The 15,000-nt window shown below is 67.9% G+C and carries 16 protein-coding genes (1 of these 16 running past the window's edge); 8 read left to right on the top strand and 8 right to left on the bottom strand.

Annotation, left to right across the window (positions count from 1 at the left end):
* Positions 1-1,157 carry the 5' portion of a tyrosine--tRNA ligase gene (gene tyrS / locus D103_RS0105420; RefSeq protein WP_018876067.1) on the bottom strand. It extends 58 nt beyond the left edge of the window, so only the first 1,157 of its 1,215 coding nucleotides appear in the window; it begins with the start codon at positions 1,155-1,157; the stop codon falls past the left edge of the window.
* A 131-nt stretch (positions 1,158-1,288) separates the two neighbouring features.
* On the opposite strand from tyrS, the gene D103_RS0105415 reads away from it, so the two are divergent.
* On the top strand, positions 1,289-2,437 hold the full coding sequence (locus D103_RS0105415; protein ID WP_018876066.1) for an anhydro-N-acetylmuramic acid kinase: 1,149 nt from the start codon (positions 1,289-1,291) through the stop codon (positions 2,435-2,437).
* Positions 2,438-2,493: 56 nt separating this feature from the next.
* On the opposite strand, the gene erpA is transcribed toward D103_RS0105415, so the two are convergent.
* Genes erpA through argC form a run of 4 tightly spaced genes read right to left on the bottom strand, consistent with a single transcriptional unit; the run spans position 2,494 to position 5,196 of the window.
* Positions 2,494-2,868 (bottom strand): iron-sulfur cluster insertion protein ErpA, encoded by a 375-nt coding sequence (gene erpA / locus D103_RS0105410; RefSeq protein ID WP_018865815.1) that lies wholly within the window; start codon positions 2,866-2,868, stop codon positions 2,494-2,496.
* Between the two features lie 57 nt (positions 2,869-2,925).
* The gene (locus D103_RS0105405) at positions 2,926-3,360 is read right to left on the bottom strand and encodes a polymer-forming cytoskeletal protein (RefSeq protein ID WP_018876065.1); all 435 of its coding nucleotides are present in this window, start codon (positions 3,358-3,360) and stop codon (positions 2,926-2,928) included.
* Complete coding sequence (locus D103_RS0105400) at positions 3,357-4,112, bottom strand: DUF6776 family protein (RefSeq protein WP_026280276.1); 756 nt, start codon at positions 4,110-4,112, stop codon at positions 3,357-3,359. The genes D103_RS0105405 and D103_RS0105400 overlap by 4 nt, the downstream gene beginning before the upstream one ends.
* A 28-nt stretch (positions 4,113-4,140) precedes the next feature.
* Positions 4,141-5,196 carry an N-acetyl-gamma-glutamyl-phosphate reductase gene (gene argC, locus D103_RS0105395; RefSeq protein WP_018876063.1) on the bottom strand — a complete coding sequence of 352 codons (1,056 nt, stop codon included), beginning with the start codon at positions 5,194-5,196 and terminating at the stop codon, positions 4,141-4,143.
* 95 nt (positions 5,197-5,291) lie between these two features.
* Here argC and D103_RS0105390 point away from each other — a divergent pair, with 95 nt between their 5' ends.
* Positions 5,292-5,807: a peroxiredoxin gene (locus D103_RS0105390; protein WP_018865819.1), complete on the top strand. Its 516-nt coding sequence runs from the start codon at positions 5,292-5,294 to the stop codon at positions 5,805-5,807.
* A 30-nt stretch (positions 5,808-5,837) separates the two neighbouring features.
* Positions 5,838-6,353 (top strand): CopD family protein, encoded by a 516-nt coding sequence (locus D103_RS0105385; RefSeq protein WP_018876062.1) that lies wholly within the window; start codon positions 5,838-5,840, stop codon positions 6,351-6,353.
* Between the two features lie 46 nt (positions 6,354-6,399).
* Here D103_RS0105385 and ptsP read toward each other — a convergent pair whose 3' ends face one another.
* Together ptsP and D103_RS0105375 are read right to left on the bottom strand one after the other, a co-directional pair.
* Positions 6,400-8,667 (bottom strand): phosphoenolpyruvate--protein phosphotransferase, encoded by a 2,268-nt coding sequence (ptsP, locus tag D103_RS0105380; RefSeq protein WP_018876061.1) that lies wholly within the window; start codon positions 8,665-8,667, stop codon positions 6,400-6,402.
* A gap of 20 nt (positions 8,668-8,687) precedes the next feature.
* On the bottom strand, positions 8,688-9,248 hold the full coding sequence (locus D103_RS0105375) for an RNA pyrophosphohydrolase (RefSeq protein ID WP_018865822.1): 561 nt from the start codon (positions 9,246-9,248) through the stop codon (positions 8,688-8,690).
* Between the two features lie 164 nt (positions 9,249-9,412).
* Here D103_RS0105375 and D103_RS0105370 point away from each other — a divergent pair, with 164 nt between their 5' ends.
* A complete protein-coding gene (locus D103_RS0105370; protein ID WP_018876060.1) occupies positions 9,413-10,096 on the top strand; it encodes an HAD family phosphatase in 684 nt (227 codons plus the stop codon).
* 343 nt (positions 10,097-10,439) lie between these two features.
* Here the strand turns inward: D103_RS0105370 and D103_RS0105365 are convergent, their stop codons facing one another.
* The gene (locus tag D103_RS0105365) at positions 10,440-10,886 is read right to left on the bottom strand and encodes a hypothetical protein (RefSeq protein ID WP_018876059.1); all 447 of its coding nucleotides are present in this window, start codon (positions 10,884-10,886) and stop codon (positions 10,440-10,442) included.
* 83 nt (positions 10,887-10,969) lie between these two features.
* On the opposite strand from D103_RS0105365, the gene thiD reads away from it, so the two are divergent.
* The 4 genes from thiD to D103_RS0105345 all read left to right on the top strand — a co-directional run bounded on the left by thiD (position 10,970) and on the right by D103_RS0105345 (position 14,655).
* Positions 10,970-11,758: a bifunctional hydroxymethylpyrimidine kinase/phosphomethylpyrimidine kinase gene (gene thiD, locus D103_RS0105360; protein WP_018876058.1), complete on the top strand. Its 789-nt coding sequence runs from the start codon at positions 10,970-10,972 to the stop codon at positions 11,756-11,758.
* Complete coding sequence (gene thiE, locus D103_RS0105355) at positions 11,748-12,392, top strand: thiamine phosphate synthase (protein WP_018876057.1); 645 nt, start codon at positions 11,748-11,750, stop codon at positions 12,390-12,392. The genes thiD and thiE overlap by 11 nt, the downstream gene beginning before the upstream one ends.
* Before the next feature lie 75 nt (positions 12,393-12,467).
* The gene (gene hemL, locus D103_RS0105350; RefSeq protein WP_018876056.1) at positions 12,468-13,745 is read left to right on the top strand and encodes a glutamate-1-semialdehyde 2,1-aminomutase; all 1,278 of its coding nucleotides are present in this window, start codon (positions 12,468-12,470) and stop codon (positions 13,743-13,745) included.
* Positions 13,746-13,836: 91 nt separating this feature from the next.
* Complete coding sequence (locus D103_RS0105345) at positions 13,837-14,655, top strand: sulfite exporter TauE/SafE family protein (protein WP_018876055.1); 819 nt, start codon at positions 13,837-13,839, stop codon at positions 14,653-14,655.
* The last annotated feature ends 345 nt before the right edge of the window (positions 14,656-15,000 follow it).

Raw genomic sequence — 15,000 nt, 5'->3', positions numbered from 1 at the left:
ATCACCAGAGTCTGGCCCGGCTCCAGGCTACGTCCGGCGTCCTCCACGCGTTCGCCATCGATGCGGACTGCGCCCTGCCGGAGCATGTTTCGCCCCTCGGAGGTGGAGGCAACCAGCCCCGCCCCCTTGAGGACATTAGGCAGGAGCATGCCTTCGGGCGGGACCGCGACGGTGACCTGTGGAAGATCCTCCGGGACGATCTGCTTCTGGAAGCGCTCGACGAAGCGAGCCTGGGCCTGTTCGCCACGCCCCGGGCCGTGGAAGCGATCGACCAGTTCGCGGCCGAGCTCGAATTTGATGTCACGCGGGTTGCGCTCCCCGGTGCTGGCCGCACGCCGAGCCTCGCGGATGTCATGCATGGGCCGCAGACTGAGCAGCTCGAAATAACGCCACATCAGGTCATCGGAGATCGACATCAGCTTGCCGAACATGTCGTCAGGAGAATCCTGGACGCCGATATAGTTGTTCAGGGACTTGCTCATCTTCTGGACGCCGTCGAGTCCCTCCAGGATCGGCATGGTGAGGATGACCTGGGGTGGCTGCCCTTCCTGCTTCTGCAGTTCGCGGCCCACCAGGAGATTGAACTTCTGGTCAGTCCCCCCGAGCTCCATGTCCGCCTTCAACGCCACGGAGTCGTAGCCCTGGATGAGGGGGTACAGGAACTCGTGGATCGCGATCGGCTGGTGTTCGGTGTAGCGCTTGTGGAAGTCGTCGCGCTCGAGCATGCGCGCCACGGTCTGGCGCGAGGCAAGCTGGACCATGCCTGCGGCGCCCAGCGGTTCCATCCAGGTGGAATTGAATACGACCTCCGTACGCTCGGGATCGAGGATGCGGAACACCTGCTCGCGATAGGTCGCGGCATTGCGCTCGATATCCTCGCTGGACAGCGGCGGGCGCGTGGCGTTCTTGCCCGAGGGATCGCCAATGCGGCCGGTGAAATCGCCGATCAGGAACAGGATATGGTGCCCCAGATCCTGCAGCTGGCGCAGCTTGTTGATCAGCACCGTATGGCCCAGGTGCAAGTCCGGGGCGGTGGGGTCGAATCCCGCCTTGATCCGCAAGGGGCGGCCCGTCTTGAGACGCTCGACGAGGTCGTCCTCGAGCAGGATTTCATCGGCGCCGCGACGGATCACGGCCAGCTGGTCTTCGAGTTCCATGTCGCCCCTTGTTCGAGATCGGAGAACCGGCCGGGCGGGCCGGACGCGCGCAAGGATACCGCGAGGCCCGGACAGACGCGAAACACGGCCGTGGTCCAGAATGGGGCCAACACGGCCTGAGGAACACGCGCATGACCCAACGCTTTATCGGATTGATGTCCGGCACCAGCCGGGACGGCGTGGACGCCGTCCTCACCGAGATCCGCGAGGACGGGGCCGTCACCGTCGTGGATCACTGCCAGCTGGACTACCCCGACGATCTGGCCCTGGAACTGGCGACCGCCGCCACCAGCGAGGCCCTGCAATACCGGCACCTCGGGATGCTGGACGCACGTCTGGGGATGCTGTTCGCCCGCGCGGTCCAGACCCTGCTCGAGCAGACCGGCCTGGCACCCGGCGCTATTCGCGCGATCGGCAGTCACGGACAGACCGTTCACCACGCCCCGGACGCCGAACCGCCCTTCACCTGGCAGATCGGAGATCCGTTCCGTATTGCGGAGGCCACAGGGATCGACACCGTGGCCCAGTTTCGCCCGCGCGACATCGCCGCCGGGGGCGAGGGTGCCCCGCTGGCCTGCGGCTTTCATGCGATGCAGTTCGGCGCACCGGACGAGACGCGCGCGGTGCTGAACCTCGGAGGCATCGCCAACGTCACCTGGCTGCCACCCGGGGCACCCGTGATCGGCTTCGACTGCGGACCCGCCAATACCCTGATGGACGACTGGAACCGGCGCCACCACTCGACCCCGTTCGACCGGGATGGTGACTGGGCACGCAGCGGAACACCCGACCCCGAGCTACTGGCCCGACTGCTGGAGGACCCGTTCTTCCGGCGCCCCCCGCCCAAGAGCACGGGACCCGAGTACTTTTCCCCCGCGTGGCTGCGCCATGTCGCGGGTGACCGCCTCGACCAGCTCCGGCCCGAGGACCTCCAGGCCACCCTGGCCGAACTGACGGTGGAAGGCGTACGCCGCGCCCTGACGCATCTGGATCCGCAGCCGCCCGCCCGCCTGCTGGTGTGTGGCGGCGGCGCGCACAACCGCTACCTGATGCAGCGCCTGGCGCAGGCTCTGCCCGATACCCGCGTGGAGTCCACCGAACGCCATGGCATCCCTCCGCAACAGGTGGAAGGCGCCGCATTTGCGTGGCTGGCGGCCCGCACCCTTGCGGGGGAGCCCGGCAATCTTCCCGAGGTAACCGGTGCACGTGGGCCGCGGGTACTCGGCTGCATCATCCCCGGCCACGCCCGCCCCACCGACCCCGCGGACCAGGGGCGGTAACAAAAAAGGCCCGATCCACCGGATCGGGCCTTCGCCTGAGTCGCTTGCGGTCGGCTTCAGACCGAGAAGCTGGAGCCGCAGCCGCAGGTCGTGGTGGCGTTCGGGTTGCGGATGACGAACTGCGCGCCCTCCAGGCCCTCGGTGTAGTCGATCTCGGCGCCGGCCAGATACTGGAAGCTCATCGGATCGATCAGCAGGGTCACCCCGCCATTCTCGACCACGGTGTCGCCATCACCCACGGTTTCGTCAAAGGTGAAGCCGTACTGGAAGCCGGAGCAACCGCCGCCGCTGACGAATACGCGCAGCTTCAGGTTGTCGTTGTTTTCTTCCTCGATCAGCCCCTTCACCTTGGTGGCCGCGGCATCGGTAAAGATCAGCGGGCTGGGGATTTCGATGTCCATCTCCGCTTCGGACGTCATGGGCTCGGACATTCGGGGCCTCCTGTAATAATCATTTTCATTCACGCTACGGAAGACTGAGCCCCAGAGTCAAGAATGCCCACCTTCCGTGGGATTGGTCAGGGCCTGGGTCTCGCCGGGCCCCTCCAGTTCACCCTGGAGCGGGTGATCCACCCGCTTGAGCAGGCCGTCGATCTGCGCGCCTTCCGCCATCTGCAGCATGGTGTAGTAGAGATTGCCCACCAGACGGGCCGTCTCGCCGAGTTCCACATGCTCGCCAACATGGACATCGCCCTGCACCTCTCCGTTCATCAGCAGGTGCGGGACCGCGATATGGCCCTCGACCACGCCCCCGTCCGCCACCACCAGAACGGCGGAAGGATCGGTGGTGGCCCGGATATCGCCGATCACGCGACCCTCGATGTGCAACCCGCCCCCGAACTCGACATCGCCATGGATCACCGTATTGCGCCCAACCAGCGTGTCCACCTTACCCGCCCGGCGGCCCTTCTTGCGTCCCATCATTGCATGCCCTCCAGCAGGCGATCCCAGTCGGCCCGTTCGGAAACCGGATCCAGTTCCTCGTCATCTTCGGCGCTCGCGCGCAACGTCAGGTGCTGCGGCTCGAAGCCCTCCGGCAGCCGGATCCGGACGCGCTGATGCCGCAGCAACCGCAGCTCTTCCAGCGTACGCCCGGAATCCAGCCCCAGCGCCTCGGCATCCAGGGTGCCCGGCTCTTCCGCGTCCGCCGCGAGGCCGTCCACCTCCAGCGACCAGCGCAGATCCACCGAGCGGCCCAGCCCCGGACGGTAAAGCTGAAAGCTGACATCGAACACCCCGGCCTGCCCGGTCGGCTGCAGCCGGAGGGCCCGGATGCCCAGACCGTCCTCGCCCGAGCCTTCCGCGAGACGCTGATAAAACGCCAGTTCGTCGCGCAACGCCTGCAGCTCCGTCTCCTGGCGCTCGATATCACCGGCATAGGCCGCCAGCTCGGCCTCCTTGATCGCCAGGTGCTGCTCGGCGCGGCGCAGCGCCTCCTCGGCGCTCTGGCGCGCGGCGACCTCCCGCTCCAGGTCCGCCCGCAGGGCGTCGATCCCTGCCTGCGGTTCCACACCCGCCGTCCCGTCGTCTCGCTCGCTGGCCAGCCAGCCCAGTCCCCCGGCGACCGCAGCCAGGACCAGCGCGATTGTCAGCAGGCCGGCCCACCACGTTCCGCGGCGCCGTCCGGACGCCCGCCGCCGAGCCGGGATCCGCGGCCGCCGGGGCAGACGCGGCACCGGAATACTCATACGGCCAGACCCGGCATCAGGGGAAGACCGGCAGCGCGTCCAGGCCTGCGGTTTCCGGCTGGCCAAACATCAGGTTCATGTTCTGCACGGCCTGCCCGGCCGCGCCCTTCACCAGGTTGTCAATCACCGAAAGCACCATCAGCCGACCGGAATGCGGCGGCTGCGCCAGCGCCACCCGACAGACATTGGTGCCGCGCACACTGGAGGTCTGCGGATGGGCCCCGGGCGACAGCACGTCGACAAACGGCTCGTCGCGGTAGCGCTGCTCGAAACAGGCCTGCCAGTCCGCATCCGCCGCCAGCGGGCGCAGATAGAGGGTCGCGTGAATCCCGCGCGTCATGGGCACCAGATGCGGCTGGAAGATCAGCCCCACGGACTGCCCGGCCACCCCGCTCAGCGTCTGATGGATCTCCGGCCAGTGCCGGTGCCCGCCGCTGGCGTAGGCACGAAAGTCCTCCTGCACCTCGGCGAACAGCCCGCCGATCTGCGCCTTGCGCCCAGCCCCGCTGACACCGCTCTTGGCATCCGCGATCACGTCCGCCGGATCGATCAGGCCGGCCTCCAGCAGGGGCAGAACCGCAAGCGTCACGGCCGTCGGATAACAGCCCGGCACCGCGATCAGGCGGGCATCGCGGATGAGCGTCCGGTTCAGCTCCGGCAGGCCGTACACGGCCTCGCCCAGATACTCGGGCGCGCCATGGGCCTGCCCGTACCACTGCGCCCACAGATCGGGATCGCGGATGCGGAAATCCGCCGACAGATCGATGATGCGCGTGCCCCGCTCCAGCAGGGGCGCGGCCAGCGCGTGGGCCACCCCGTGCGGGGTCGCGAAAAAGACCACGTCGCACTCGCCCAGGGTAGCCTCATCCGGCGCCTGAAACACCGCGTCGACCGCGCCACGCAGGCTCGGGAACAGTTCGGCCACGGGCGTGCCCGCCTCGCCCCGCGAGGTCACCACCTGCAGATCGGCCGCCGGGTGCCGCGCCAGCAGGCGCAGCAATTCCACACCGGTATAGCCGGTGGCACCGACAACCCCGATGCGGATGGGTTTGCTGTTGGTTGCATTCGTCATGCTGCGGCATGATACCGCCTTGGCCGGGGCCACGGAACGCACGCCCGCCCTGCCAGTCCACATTTGCAGGCTATTCGATCAACGGATCACACCTCATGAGCAAAGTCAGGATCGACCGCAAGGCCATCTTCGGAGGCATCTTCATCATCGCGCTGGTCGCCATTGCCGCGACCATCTGGCTGACCGACGACGGCATGCGCCCGGCGCCCGCCTTCGCCGCCACCACACTGGATGGCGAACAGGTGTCGCTGGAGGACTACGAGGGGCGGCCGGTGATGATCTCGTTCTGGGCCACCAACTGTCCCTCCTGCATTCGCGAGATCCCGGAACTGATCCACCTGCACGAGACCTACGCGGACAAGGGATTCGAGCTGCTGGCGGTCGCGCTGTCCTACGACCCGATCAACCGCGTGGAGGCCATGCGCGAGGATCGCGGGATGCCCTACAAGGTCATCCACGACAGCGACGATGCCTTTTCCCAGGCCTACGGCGGCGTACGCCTGACGCCGACCACCTTCCTGATCTCGCCGAATGGCCGCATCGTCTATCAGAAGCTGGGCGACCCGGACTTCGAACAGATCGAACGCCACCTGGAACGCTGGCTCTCGTAAGCCCGGCACCGCCCGACGAGAAGGACCTCCATGCAAGCGTACAACTGGTTCCTAAGCCTGCACGTGATCTTCATGGTCACCTGGTTCGCCGGGCTGTTCTATCTGCCCCGCCTGTTCGTCTATCACGCGATGACCGAGGACGCCCTGGGCCACGAGCGCTTCAAGATCATGGAGCGCAAGCTGTTCTACGGGATCATGACCCCCGGCGCCCTGATCACCATTGCCTTCGGCGTGGCCATGCTGGTGGATCGCTCGTTCTATCTGGCCGAGCCGTGGATGCACTTCAAGCTGACCCTGATCGCAATCCTGGTCGCCTATCACGTCTGGTGCGGCAAGATCGTGCGCGACTTCCGCGACGACCTGAACCGTCGCGATCACACCTGGTATCGCTGGTTCAACGAGGTGCCGGTTCCCATCCTGGTGGGCGCGGTGGTGCTGGTGATCAACCGCTCGATCCCCGACGCCCTGATCGCCATCGGGGTGGTGCTCGGGATCTTCCTGCTGAGCGCGCTGATCGCGCTGTGGCGAGCCAGTCGCAACGGATAGCGGGTCCCCCGGACAACCGCGGGCGCCGGAACACGGACTCCCGGCGTCAGGTCTTGCCGGCGCGCACCAGACCGCCCAGCCCCGCCTGGACCAGGGCGTTATTGAGCAGCGAGCGGATCTGATCGGCGTTTTCCAGCAGCCGGCATTGCGCCAGCAGCGCCTCGGCGCGGTCGGTGGAGAAGCTGCGGATGACCCATTTCACCCGCGGGATCGAGGACACGCTGACACTCAGGCTGTCGATCCCCATCCCCAGCAGCAGGATCACCGCGGCCGGGTCAGCCGCCATCTCCCCGCACACGCTGACCGGCTTGCCGGCCCGGTGCGAGCCCTCGGTGATCGTCTCCAGCGCGTGGATGCAGGCCGGGTGCAGGGTGTCGTAGAGGTGCGCCACGCGGGCGTTGTTGCGATCCACCGCCAGCAGGTACTGGACCAGATCGTTGGTGCCCACCGAAAGAAAATCCACCCGCCGGGCGAGCATCTCCGACATGTAGACCGCCGCCGGCACCTCCACCATCACGCCGACCCGCGGCATCGGGATGCGGAAGCCCTCGTCCAGCAGTTCCTCGCGCGCCCGGTTGAGCAGGCTCATCGACCCCTTCAGCTCGTCCAGCGCCGAGATCATCGGGAACAGGATCTGCAGGTTGTCGTGCGACCGGCTCGCCTTGAGCATCGCCCGCAGCTGGGTCAGGAAGATCTCCGGGTGGTCCAGCGAGATGCGGATGCCGCGCCAGCCGAGGAACGGATTGTCCTCCTTGACCGGGAAGTACGGCAGGGCCTTGTCGCCGCCGATATCCAGGGTCCGCAGGGTCACCGGCATGGGATCGAAGGAGGCGAGCACCTGCTCGTACAGCTGGACCTGCTCCTCCTCGCCGGGGAAGCGGTCGCGGATCATGAACGGGACCTCGGTGCGGTACAGCCCCACCCCCTCGGCCCCGGACTCCAGCGACGGCTTGATATCCGCCAGCAGCCCGGAATTCGCCAGCACCGGTACGGCGACCCCGTCGCGGGTCTCGGCCGGGTCCTTGGCCAGCGCGCGCAGGTCCTCCGCCAGCTCGCGCTCCTCGCGCACCAGACGCTCGAACTCCGCGCGCAGCTCGGCGTTGGGGTTCACGAACAGCCGGCCGCGATAGCCGTCGACCAGGATCTCGCGCCCCTCCAGGCGGCCCACCGGGAGCTCGGACACCCCCATGACCGCCGGGATGTTCAGCGCGCGCGCGAGGATCGCGATATGCGAGGAACCGGTCCCCTTGGCCGAGACCATCGCCCCCAGCCGTTCGATCGGCACCTCCGCCAGGTGTGACGCGGTCAGGTCGTCCCCGACCAGGATGCCGCCCTCGGGAAACTCGTCCTGGCTGCGATCCGCCGGCAGCAGATGCGACAGCACGCGCCGACCGAGGTCCCGCACGTCGGCCGCGCGCTCACGCAGGTACGGGTCCTCCATGTCCTCGAACACCCGCACGCTCTCGCGCACCGTGTCGCGCAGCGCGGCGGGCGCCCACTGGCCGTTGCGGATGCGCGCCTCGGTCTTGTGCACCAGCGAGTCGGACCCCAGCAGCATCAGGTAGGCATCGAACAGCACCTGCTCGTCCGGGCCCAGGGCCTCGCCCATACGCTGCTTCAGGTCCTCGATCTCGGTGCGCGTCTCCGCGACCGCCTGCTTGAAGTGCTCCAGCTCGCCGTCCACCCCGGCACTCTCGCGATCCGGGATGGAATCGAGATCGGCCAGCCGGTAGGCCACCACGGCGCGCCCGATGGCTACGCCGGGCGAGCCGGCGATGCCGGTGGCCTCGACGTTCACATGACCGATCAGCGGGGTCTCGGAGGAGATCTCGTCGTTGAACTCGGCGTAGGCGATCGCCCCGGCCAGCTGCGCGGCCAGGGTGATCAGGAAGGAGACGTGTTCGTCATCGAACTTGCGCGCCTGGTGCTGCTGCACCACCAGCACGCCCAGCAGGCTGCGCTGATGGATGATCGGCACGCCCAGGAACGCGAGGAAGTGCTCCTCGCCGGTCTCCGGGAAGTAGCGAAAGCGCGGGTGATCCTGGGCGCTGTCGAGGTTGACCGGCTCGGCGCGCGAGGCGACCAGACCGACCAGGCCTTCCGACGGGTCCATCTCGACCTGCCCCACCGATTCCGAACGCAGACCTTCCGAGGCCATCAGCACCAGGCGCCCGGACTGTGGCGACTTCAGGTAAATCGAGCAGACATCGATCTCCAGCGCCGCCTTCACCCGCGTGACGATGATGTGCAGTGCTTCGAAGAAATCGGCCGCACCATTGACCTCCTGCACCACGCGGCGCAGGACCTCGAGCATCGAGGGCTGCTTCGGGACCGTCAACGCGACGACACCGACGGGCGGTTCAGCGAGGGTTCCGGGGTGCGGCTATCGGAACCGCGGGCGCGCCCCTGATCCAGCTCGGGGAACATCAGCGGCACCAGTTCACACAGCGCCCGGCGGTAGACCTGGCGCTTGAAGTGCACGACCTCGCGCGCCGGGCGCCAGTAGTCGATCCAGCGCCAGTCATCGAATTCCGGGGTTTCCATCGCATCCAGCACCACGTCGTTCTCGTCTCCGACCATGCGCAACAGGAACCAGCGCTGCTTCTGGCCGATACAGACCGGGCGCTGATGACGCCGGACCATGCGCTCCGGCAGGCGATAGCGCAGCCAATGGCGGGTAGCGCCCAGCACCTCGACGTGCCGGGGGAACAGGCCGGTCTCCTCGCGCAACTCGCGGTACATCGCCTCTTCCGGCGTTTCTTCCGCGTGCACGCCCCCCTGGGGGAATTGCCAGGCCTCCTGACCGACCCGCTTGCCCCAGAACAGCTGTCTTTCCGCGTTGCACAGGATGATGCCTACGTTTGCGCGATACCCGTCACAATCAATCACTTGCATCAGCCAGACGCTTTTCTATTACTGGCATTGTTCCACAGCCGACGCCCTGGCGGCAAAGCCCCTACCCGGCCTCCGGTGCCGGCCCGACAGGGGATGCGAGGCTGCAGGCTGCCACGCCCGCCGGTACACTTTCGCCCGACCCATGCCAACCCGAGAATCACCTCATGGCCCTGGCCCTGTTCGACCTCGACAACACCCTTCTTGCCGGCGACAGCGATCACGCCTGGAACCAGTTCCTGGCCGAGGTAGGCGCCGTGCACCCGACCTGCCACGCCGAGACCAATGACCGCTTCTACCAGGAGTATGTCGCGGGCGTGCTCGATATCCACGAGTTCTGCCGCTTCGCGTTCAGCCCGCTGGCCGAGCACCCGCGCGCGCAACTGGAGGCATGGCGGGAGGAGTTCATCGAAACGCTGATCCGCCCGATGATCGCCCCCGGGGCCCAGCACCTGCTGGAAAGGCACCGGGTGGCCGGCGACGAACTGGTGATCATCACTGCGACCAACCAGTTCGTGACCCAGCCGATTGCCGACATCCTCGGCGTGGATCACCTGATCGCCACCCTGGCGGAAGAACGCGAGGACGGGGAGTTCACCGGTGAACTGACGGGCGTGCCCTGCTTTCAGGAAGGCAAGATCGAGCGCCTGCGTCAGCACCTCGCCGATCACCCGGACCCCGAGGGCACCATCACGCAGGCCAGCTTCTACAGCGACTCACGCAACGACATCCCCCTACTGGAGCAGGTCGGCCGCCCGGTGGCCGTGGACCCGGACCCCACCCTCGCGGAACATGCCCGCAACAAGGGCTGGCCGGTCATCTCGCTGCGCGACCCCGACAGCGCAGCTTAAGGCGCTACCAGACGCTTCGTGCCCTTGGCACGGTGAGCTGATTTCACCACGAAGCACGCGAAGAAACGAAGAAACGAAGAAAATCAAAGGAAGGCTCGACGGATCGAATTGATTGGACCGAGCGAAGGGTACAAGCCGCGCCCTCGGCCACGTTACCTGCACACACCCCCAGAAACCACCAGCCGCCAGCCCCCAGCGAAAACGCTCAATCTTCGTCGTGGCCTCGGTGCACTCTGTGGTGCAAACGCCCTGCGCCCTTTCTTCGTGTCTTCGTGCGCTTCGTGGTGCAACCGCCCTTGACCTTTACAGTGCTGACGCCGCCTGGCGCGCAGAGCGATCTGCGTTACTCAAAGACCGCCGCGATCTGCGCCAGGCGCTGGCCAGCCGGGGTATCCCCCTTGCCGGCGGCCACGACCGCATCGCGGTAGCCCGTCACCAGCTCCGGCACCACGGCCGTCACCTGCTTGCGGCGCAGACGCCCGGCGCCGGTGACCGGCCAGGTCGCGCGGAAGTCGCAGTTGTCGAGCGCATCGCAGACCCACAGGCTCCACTCATGCCGCGTCACGTCGATCTCGTGCTGGCGGATCACCAGGCGATAGACATGCTGGGCATTCATGTCCGCCATGCCCACCCCGGGACCCACGTGCTCCACCTGCAGCTCGGCGGCGATCCGGTTGATCTCCTGCTCCAGCGCGGCCAGGGCCTGGTCGACCTCCGCATTCAGCGTACCGCCGGCCTTGGCGGCGGCGACCAGGGGACGGATAGTCTCGACTTCGAACTCGTGGCTCATGCTGCGTACACTCCCGGGATTCGGAACAGGAACGCCCCGGGGGTGCCGGGGCGCGCGCAACCTTAGCACGGGAGCCCCCATTCATGAATCATCCCCCGATCGCGCTGACCATTGCCGGCTCCGACCCCGGTGGCGGCGCGGGTCTGCAGGCCGACCTGACCACCTTCACCCGCCTCGGCGTACACGGGGCCACGGCGGTGACCGCGATCACCGTGCAGGACACCCGCAACGTGGTGGACTTCACCGTGCTCCCGCCGGAGCAGCTGCGCGGCCAGATCGAGGTCACGCTCGCCGATCTCGAGGTCGCGGCGATCAAGATCGGCATGCTGGGCTCGGTGGAGAACGTGACCGTCGTCTCTGCGCTGCTCGGCGCTCATCCGCACATCCCGGTGGTACTGGACCCCGTGATGGTCGCCGGCGGTGGCGGGGCGCTGGCCACCGAGGCGGTGGTCGACGCCACGCGCGAGGCCCTGCTGCCGCGGGCCACGCTGATCACCCCGAACGGCCCGGAGGCCGCGCGCCTGGCCCGCAGCGAGGACCCCGCGCAGTGGGGCCACCAGCTGCGCCAACTGGGCGCGCGCAACGTGCTGGTCACCGGCGGGCACGAGGGCACCGAACAAGACCCGATCATCAATCGCCTCTACCGCGAGGACGACCACGTGCGCCCGTTCGAGCTGCCACGCCACCCGGCCGGCTTCCACGGCTCCGGCTGCACCCTGGCCGCGGCGATCGCCGCCTTCCTCGCCCGTGGCCGCGATATCGAGCCAGCCGTAATCGAGGCCCAGGCCTTCATGAACGATGCCATCGCCCGTGGCTACGCCCCCGGTCACGGCCAGCACATCCCCAACCGCCTGTGCCCGCATGACGACTGACAGCCGAGCGCCCCTGCGCGGGCTTTACTTCATCACCCCTGCGGTACCGGAGGGCGCGGACCCGCGCGCGACCCACCTCGCCCATGCCACAGCCGCGCTGCGCGGCGGCGCCAGCCTGATCCAGTTCCGCGACAAGCAACTCGCGGGCGACGCGCGCGAGGCGATCGCCCGCGAGCTGGTCGCCCTTGCCCACACGCACGGTGCGCGCTGCATCATCAACGACGACACCGAGCTGGCCGCGCGTATTCAGGCCGATGGCGTGCATCTGGGCCGCGACGATCCGGACCCGACCGCGGCCCGCACGCTCCTGGGGCCGGACGCAGTCATCGGGGTCTCCTGCTACAACGAACTGGCACGCGCCGAAGCTGCCGCCCGGGCCGGTGCGAGCTATGTCGCCTTCGGCACCATGTTCGCCTCCCCGACCAAGCCAGAGGCCGCCTTCGCCGGGCCGGAGCTGATCCGCCAGGCGCGCGCGGCCCTGGACCTCCCGATCTGTGGCATCGGCGGCATCACCACGGACAACGCGGCGGAAGTGGTCGCGGCTGGAGCAGACCTGGTCGCCGTGATCCAGGGCATCAGCGCCGCGCCTGACCCGGAGGCCGCCGCCCGGCGCATCAGCACACTGTTCGACTGACCACTTTGCACCGCCCGGCGGCCGCCGCTATGGTTGCCGGGCCTACCGATTCCATTGAACTACAGGGACACCGTCATGCAGGAAACCGAGCGTCTGTTCGAGGCCGCCAAGCAGCACATCCCCGGGGGCGTGAACTCCCCGGTCCGCGCGTTCAAGGGCGTGGGCGGCACCCCGATCTTCATGGACCGCGCCAACGGCGCCTACATGTGGGACGCCGATGGCCAGCGCTATATCGACTACATCGGCTCCTGGGGCCCGATGGTCGCCGGCCACGCCCACCCCGAGGTGATCGAGGCGGTGCGCGAGGCCTGCAACAACGGCCTGTCCTTCGGCTGCCCGACCCGGCTGGAGAACGACATGGCCGCGAAGGTCTGCGAACTGGTGCCGTCGATGGACCTGGTACGCATGACCAACTCGGGCTCCGAGGCCACGATGAGCGCGATCCGGCTGGCGCGCGGCTACACCGGGCGCGACCGCATCGTGAAGTTCGAGGGCAACTACCACGGCCATGGCGACTCGCTGCTGGTGAAGGCCGGCTCCGGCGCCCTGACCCTCGGCCAGCCGAGCTCCCCCGGCGTGCCGAAGGAGCTGGCCGCCCTGACCAGCACCCTTACCTACAACGACGCCGACGGCGTGCGCGCCTTCTTTGCCGAGAAGGGCGACGAGGTCGCCTGCATCATCGTCGAGCCGATTGCGGGCAACATGAACTGCATCCCGCCGGAACCGGTCTTTCTCGAGACCCTGCGCGAGGTCTGCGACCAGCACGGCGCGGTACTGATCTTCGACGAGGTGATGACCGGCTTCCGCGTCTCGAAGAACTGCGCCCAGGGCTATCTCGGCGTCACCCCGGACCTGACCACGCTGGGCAAGATTATCGGCGGCGGCATGCCGGTGGGGGCCTTCGGCGGCAAGCGCGCGATCATGGAACACCTCTCGCCGCTGGGCCCGGTCTATCAGGCCGGCACCCTGTCCGGGAACCCGATCGCGATGACCGCCGGGCTCAAGACCCTGGAAATCCTGTCCCGTCCGGGCTTCCACGACGAACTGGAGCAGCGCACGAAGAAGGTCGTCGCGGGTTTCGAGGACGCCGCACGCGAGGCCGGGGTCGCCCTGACCACCAACCAGGTGCCGGGCATGTTCGGCCTGTTCTTCTCGGACCAGAAGGTCACCGACTTCGCCGGGGCCACCGCCTGCGACACCGCCGCCTTCGGCCGCTTCTTCCACGCGATGCTGGGCGAGGGCATCTACCTGGCCCCCAGTGCCTTCGAGGCCGGCTTCATGTCCAACGCCCACTCGGACGCGGACCTCGATGCCACCATCGAGGCCGCCCGCAAGTGCTTCAAGGCGCTCTGAGCGCGCTTCCTCCCCCCTGAACAGTGGGCCGGCAACCCCAGCGGCTTGCCGGCCCACTGTGTCCTGACTCACGACCCGGCACCACGCACGAATGATCGACACGCTCATCCAGTCACCGTTGGCGCTGGGGCTGCTATTTGTGCTTCTGGGGCTGGTCGCCGGCATCCCGGCCGGGATGTTCGGCATCGGCGGCGGGCTGATCCTGGTGCCGGTATTTGTCGCCATCTTCAGCCTGCTGGCCTTCGACTCGGCCAACCTGGTGCAGCTCGCGGTCGGCTCCTCGCTGGGCGCGATCATCCCCACCGCGATCCTCTCCGCCCGCGCCCACCACCGCCGCGGCGGAGTAGACGGCACGGCCGTGCGGCGCCTGCTGCCGGGGATCATCGTCGGGGCCCTGCTCGGGGCCTGGCTGGCCACGCGCATCGACTCCGACCATCTGGGGCGCACCTTCGGCGCCTTCGAGGTCGCGATCGGAATCTGGATGCTGCTCAACGTTCAGCCGCCGAAAGCGCCCGTGCCGAGGCGCAGCGTCTGGCTGGGCGGCGGCACCGTAATCGGGGCCGTCTCCGCGCTGATCGGCATCGGCGGCGGCACGCTGACCACCCCGTTCCTGGTCAGCCAGGGGCTGGAACTGCGCCGGGCGATCGGCTCCGCCGCGGCCCTCGGCGTGCCGATCTCCATCGGCGCGAGCCTGGTGTTCGCCCTGCCGCAGTGGACCGATCCAACCTACCAGGCGCCGGAGTGGGCGCTGGGCTATCTCTATCTGCCGGCCATCCTCGGCGTGGTGATCGGCACAGCCATCAGCGTACGTGCAGGTGTCTGGCTCACGCATCACCTGCCCGTCGCCATCCTCCGCCGCGGCTTCGCCGGCGTCCTGATCCTCGCCGGCATCCTGATGCTCCTGCGCTAACGCGCGGGCTTCGCCACGCACTTCTAAACACTTCCTGGCCCGTTATCTGGTGTTTATGGGGCTTCGTCGGGCCGCCCTCCCTGCTGTGGCTGGTCCCGGTTCGGCATCCAGTGTTTACGTGCCTCCGGTCCACATACTGCCTGGCGCTGACTCGCCAGCGCGCCCCGAGGCACTTTCTTGCTTGCCCAAGAAAGTGCCCAAAGAAGGGCACCCGGATTCCGCCCGGGAACCTTGCTCCAGGGCCCTCGGGCCGGCGGCGCTGAACTCGCTACGCCTTCGGCTGCGCTCAGACATCCAGCGCCTTCTCCCGGCCCGAGCACCCTTCCGCAAGGGGCTCCATACGGG

This window comes from Thioalkalivibrio sp. ALE31 (genome assembly GCF_000377405.1).
In the GTDB taxonomy this organism is placed as follows: domain Bacteria; phylum Pseudomonadota; class Gammaproteobacteria; order Ectothiorhodospirales; family Ectothiorhodospiraceae; genus Thioalkalivibrio.
The sequence above is the reverse complement of the archived record's forward strand: the minus strand, read 5'-3'. Positions and strand labels throughout refer to the sequence as shown.

Coding starts and splice junctions, on each gene's coding strand:
- D103_RS0105345 (WP_018876055.1), top strand. CDS start 13,837: ATGATCGACACGCTCATCCAGTCACCGTTGGCGCTGGGGCTGCTATTT.
- D103_RS0105375 (WP_018865822.1), bottom strand. CDS start 9,248: ATGCAAGTGATTGATTGTGACGGGTATCGCGCAAACGTAGGCATCATC.
- D103_RS0105385 (WP_018876062.1), top strand. CDS start 5,838: ATGCAAGCGTACAACTGGTTCCTAAGCCTGCACGTGATCTTCATGGTC.
- D103_RS0105415 (WP_018876066.1), top strand. CDS start 1,289: ATGACCCAACGCTTTATCGGATTGATGTCCGGCACCAGCCGGGACGGC.
- hemL (WP_018876056.1), top strand. CDS start 12,468: ATGCAGGAAACCGAGCGTCTGTTCGAGGCCGCCAAGCAGCACATCCCC.
- ptsP (WP_018876061.1), bottom strand. CDS start 8,667: ATGCTCGAGGTCCTGCGCCGCGTGGTGCAGGAGGTCAATGGTGCGGCC.
- thiD (WP_018876058.1), top strand. CDS start 10,970: ATGAATCATCCCCCGATCGCGCTGACCATTGCCGGCTCCGACCCCGGT.
- D103_RS0105390 (WP_018865819.1), top strand. CDS start 5,292: ATGAGCAAAGTCAGGATCGACCGCAAGGCCATCTTCGGAGGCATCTTC.
- D103_RS0105405 (WP_018876065.1), bottom strand. CDS start 3,360: ATGATGGGACGCAAGAAGGGCCGCCGGGCGGGTAAGGTGGACACGCTG.
- D103_RS0105370 (WP_018876060.1), top strand. CDS start 9,413: ATGGCCCTGGCCCTGTTCGACCTCGACAACACCCTTCTTGCCGGCGAC.
- thiE (WP_018876057.1), top strand. CDS start 11,748: ATGACGACTGACAGCCGAGCGCCCCTGCGCGGGCTTTACTTCATCACC.
- erpA (WP_018865815.1), bottom strand. CDS start 2,868: ATGTCCGAGCCCATGACGTCCGAAGCGGAGATGGACATCGAAATCCCC.
- D103_RS0105365 (WP_018876059.1), bottom strand. CDS start 10,886: ATGAGCCACGAGTTCGAAGTCGAGACTATCCGTCCCCTGGTCGCCGCC.
- argC (WP_018876063.1), bottom strand. CDS start 5,196: ATGACGAATGCAACCAACAGCAAACCCATCCGCATCGGGGTTGTCGGT.